The sequence below is a fragment of the Moorena sp. SIO4E2 genome (assembly GCF_010671945.1).
In the GTDB taxonomy this organism is placed as follows: domain Bacteria; phylum Cyanobacteriota; class Cyanobacteriia; order Cyanobacteriales; family Coleofasciculaceae; genus Moorena; species Moorena producens.
On record NZ_JAAHIE010000689.1, the window covers coordinates 1 to 3305 of the forward strand.

The 3305-nt window shown below is 43.7% G+C and carries 6 protein-coding genes; 2 read left to right on the forward strand and 4 right to left on the reverse strand.

Going from position 1 to position 3305, the window contains the following annotated elements; genetic code table 11:
* Positions 1 to 52 precede the first annotated feature (52 nt).
* A complete protein-coding gene (locus F6K37_RS35415) occupies positions 53 to 316 on the reverse strand; it encodes an AbrB/MazE/SpoVT family DNA-binding domain-containing protein (protein WP_008184183.1) in 264 nt (87 codons plus the stop codon).
* Positions 317 to 379: 63 nt separating this feature from the next.
* A complete protein-coding gene (locus F6K37_RS35420) occupies positions 380 to 547 on the reverse strand; it encodes a hypothetical protein (protein ID WP_287255548.1) in 168 nt (55 codons plus the stop codon).
* A 259-nt stretch (positions 548 to 806) separates the two neighbouring features.
* On the opposite strand from F6K37_RS35420, the gene F6K37_RS35425 reads away from it, so the two are divergent.
* Both F6K37_RS35425 and F6K37_RS35430 read left to right on the forward strand, forming a co-directional pair.
* Positions 807 to 1157, forward strand: coding sequence for a hypothetical protein (locus tag F6K37_RS35425; RefSeq protein WP_287255549.1), 351 nt, complete (start codon positions 807 to 809; stop codon positions 1155 to 1157).
* Between the two features lie 80 nt (positions 1158 to 1237).
* Entirely contained in the window at positions 1238 to 1423 is a 186-nt protein-coding gene (locus F6K37_RS35430) for a hypothetical protein (RefSeq protein WP_287255550.1), read from the forward strand.
* On the opposite strand, the gene F6K37_RS35435 is transcribed toward F6K37_RS35430, so the two are convergent.
* Positions 1411 to 1632 (reverse strand): hypothetical protein, encoded by a 222-nt coding sequence (locus F6K37_RS35435; protein WP_287255552.1) that lies wholly within the window; start codon positions 1630 to 1632, stop codon positions 1411 to 1413. The genes F6K37_RS35430 and F6K37_RS35435 overlap by 13 nt on opposite strands.
* 215 nt (positions 1633 to 1847) lie before the next feature.
* Positions 1848 to 3305 (reverse strand): tail fiber domain-containing protein (locus F6K37_RS35440; RefSeq protein ID WP_287255555.1); only part of this gene is annotated, 1458 nt, incomplete at its 5' end.

Genomic DNA, 3305 nt, shown 5'->3' on the forward strand with positions numbered 1-3305 from the left:
GTTGAACTGTAACTGATCATCCTGAGTCAATAGCCGAACAACCACATTCGTATCAACAGCGATCATGCCATAACTCCTCTATCCCTTGCCGAATCGCCTCATCCATATCCTCAAGACTTTTAGGAGTGCCGTCATACTTTAAACAACCAGCCACTTGATTTAATAGTGTTTCTGGAAAAGGGTTTTTCGGTTTTAAAAGAATCCCATCTCCCGTATCAATTGCGATTAACTCAAGACCTGTTTCCCAGTCATGAGCATCTCGCAGAGACTTAGGAATAATAACTTGACCTTGACTCAACAATTTTGTCGTTTCCATAACCTAAGCATTCAGGGGTCAGCTGTCAGCCGTGAGCCTTGGACCCACGCTACACCGAACAGCTTAACATAAACCTCGTTCCCGTAGCGTGGCCATTTCCGTAGTGCGTACGCATTTTGTAGCATTCTGTAGGGTGGGCATTGCTGGTTTCCCACCCCAAATGCTGCCGGAATTAACCTGAGCAATGCCCACCAACCAGAGCACCCATGGATTTTTGGTATTGGTGGCCATTGCCTATTTAATTGTTCGCCGTTCAATCATGATCATTTTGTAGGGTGGGCATTGCCTGTTTCCCACCCCAAATGCTGCCGGAATTCACCTGGGCAATGCCCACCAACCAGAGCACCCATGGATTTTTGGTATTGGTGGCCATTGCCTATTTAATTGTTCGCCGTTAAATCATGATCATTTTGTAGGGTGGGAAAAGCCTGTTTCCAACCCCCTATGCTGCCGGAATTCATCTGGGCAATGCCCACCAACCAGAGTACCCATGGATTTTTGGATATTGGTGGCCATTGCCTATTTAATTGTTCGGGGTTCAATCATGATTGTAATTAACAATGCCCACCCTACGATTCGATTCCCGATTCCCGATTATGATTGGATATTGGTGGCCATTGCCTATTTAATTGTTCGGGGTTCAATCATGATTGTAATTAACAATGCACACCCTACGATTCTCAATTCTTCATTCTACATTCTTTTGGGTATTGGTGGGCATTGCCCATTTAATTGTTCGGCGTTCAATCATGATCTTTATCAGCAATGCCCACCCTACGATTCGATTCCCGATTCCCGATTCCCGATTATGATTGGGTATTGGTGGGCATTGCCCATTTAATTGTTCGGGGTTCAATCATGATCTTTATCAGCAATGCCCACCCTACGATTCGATTCCCGATTCCCGATTCCCGATTCTAATTGGGTATTGGTGGGCATTGCCCATTTAATGCCTCAGCGTTCAATCATGATCTTTATCAGCAATGCCCACCCTACAATATATCTCCCGATTCCCGACTCCCTCGGTGCGCTTTCCGTAGGCGAATTAAATTCGCCACGGGTCGCACCGCTCCCGATTCCCGATTCCCTACTCCCTACTCTACTTGAGCACCAACTACCTCCGATGGCTGAGTGTTGTTTTCGGCTGTATCAGTTGGTTCCCCTAAGGTTTCTTCCAGTACCTGAATTGCGCCACTAATGCGGAGTAAGGTTTCTCGGAGGTTAGCTTGTTTCGCTTCTAGTTCCGCTAGCATTTTTTGACCAGCTTCATATTCGGATTTTAGGGATTGTAAGCGTTGTTCGAGTTTTTCTTTCATGGTTTAGTTTAATCAGTAAGTAAAAGGTATTTCTAGGTAAAAATCGTGGTCAATAAACTATGGATATTGGGTTGGTTGGGCATTGGTGGGCATTGCCCATTTCATTGATCGGTGTTCAATAATGATCTTTATCAGCAATGCCCACCCTACGATTGTTGTTGTTTGGTTGGGCTTTCAATCCCATCATTTTACCCTACCTCCCAATCTTGCTCAACTTAGTCATCTGACACTAGTTGATTTAGTTGAAGTTCCAATTGATTGATCCGTTGTTCATAGTTGCTGCTCTTGTGAGCCATATCTTTGATAACTTCAACTAAGTACATACTGATTTTTCGGTAATTAATTGCTTCAGGTAACCCCTGTTGGTCGTAGTAAACAAGTTTGTTAAGACCAATCTCGTGAAGCTCTTCAGCAATGTATCCAATTTCCCAACGATTGGGATGGTTAGGTCGTGTATAAGTCTTGGGTTCTACTGTCAAAATTTTAGAAAAATCGTCTTCCAGAGAAATGATATTTTCCTTCGATCTAGCGGAAGAATTGTCGTAACATATTTGTTTAGTACTGTCATCCCACTGCACATTGCGATCATCACGATAAGGTAAAGACCCAACATATAAACTGTTTGTAATTGAGACACTGCCGTGGACTTTTAAATAATCCCAGAGCTTAACTTGCCTTCCCACTGATGTACCACTCCTTCCCAGAATCATCAGAGCATCGTGGTTGGCGGCATTCTCAATAGCAGCATAACCATCAGCATTTCCTATTCCAGTGTGGTTATGATTAGTTTTTGTAAAGTAAATATCTGAATTACCTGCACGAATCTCACCATCTACCAACAGATTAGGTGTGCCAATCAAATGAAAGCTCTCATCATCTGTAAATCTTGCCCAAACTTTATTACTTTCCTCCGGTTCCCTGATTTCTAGATTCTCACCATTTCTGGCTATTTCCCAATCATTTGTTGAAGGTCTGAAGGCATCCTTTGCCCTAACAATTCCATCTACAATTAGTTCTCCATTACCTTTTGGTATAAGGTTAATATCCTGATCAGTATTACTTCCAATCGCTTCGATCCGATTGTAGCCAATTCCAATCCCTTGGGTGAGATTTTGGGCGTAGAATGCCCCGATATCAGCATCTGCGTTGTTATGGCTGGCTCTAACTCTCAATTCACCGCTTTCCACATGAAGCTTCTTGCTCGGTCCAGTTATCCCGATACCAAGGCTACCTGCAAAGGAAGAGTTGCCTGTACCTTTGACAGTCAAACCACCATTGGCTGCTGTGGTTAACACCATTCTCTCATTAGTGCCATTAGTATCTCTCCAGGAGTGGTTGCCATTGGCAGCATAAAATAAAGTCTGACTATTGATACCCAGTCCGTATCCATCCCAAAGTTGCAATTTTAGGTTGTTGGTAGTGTCACTATTTGTAAAGACAATTTGTTGAGCACCATCGAGTTGAATCTCGCCTGCGCTAACCGTCAACTTCCCTTGTACTTTTAATTTCGATGAACCTGGATCTGTTGTGCCGATACCAAGGCTACCTGCGAAGTAGTTATCTCTAGTACCTCCAAACCATGCAGAATTGTCTGCACTGCCAGTCCATCCATCATGCTCTACAAATAAACGAACTGCTTCCCCTTCGCTTCTGACTTGGAAGATAGGGGAAGC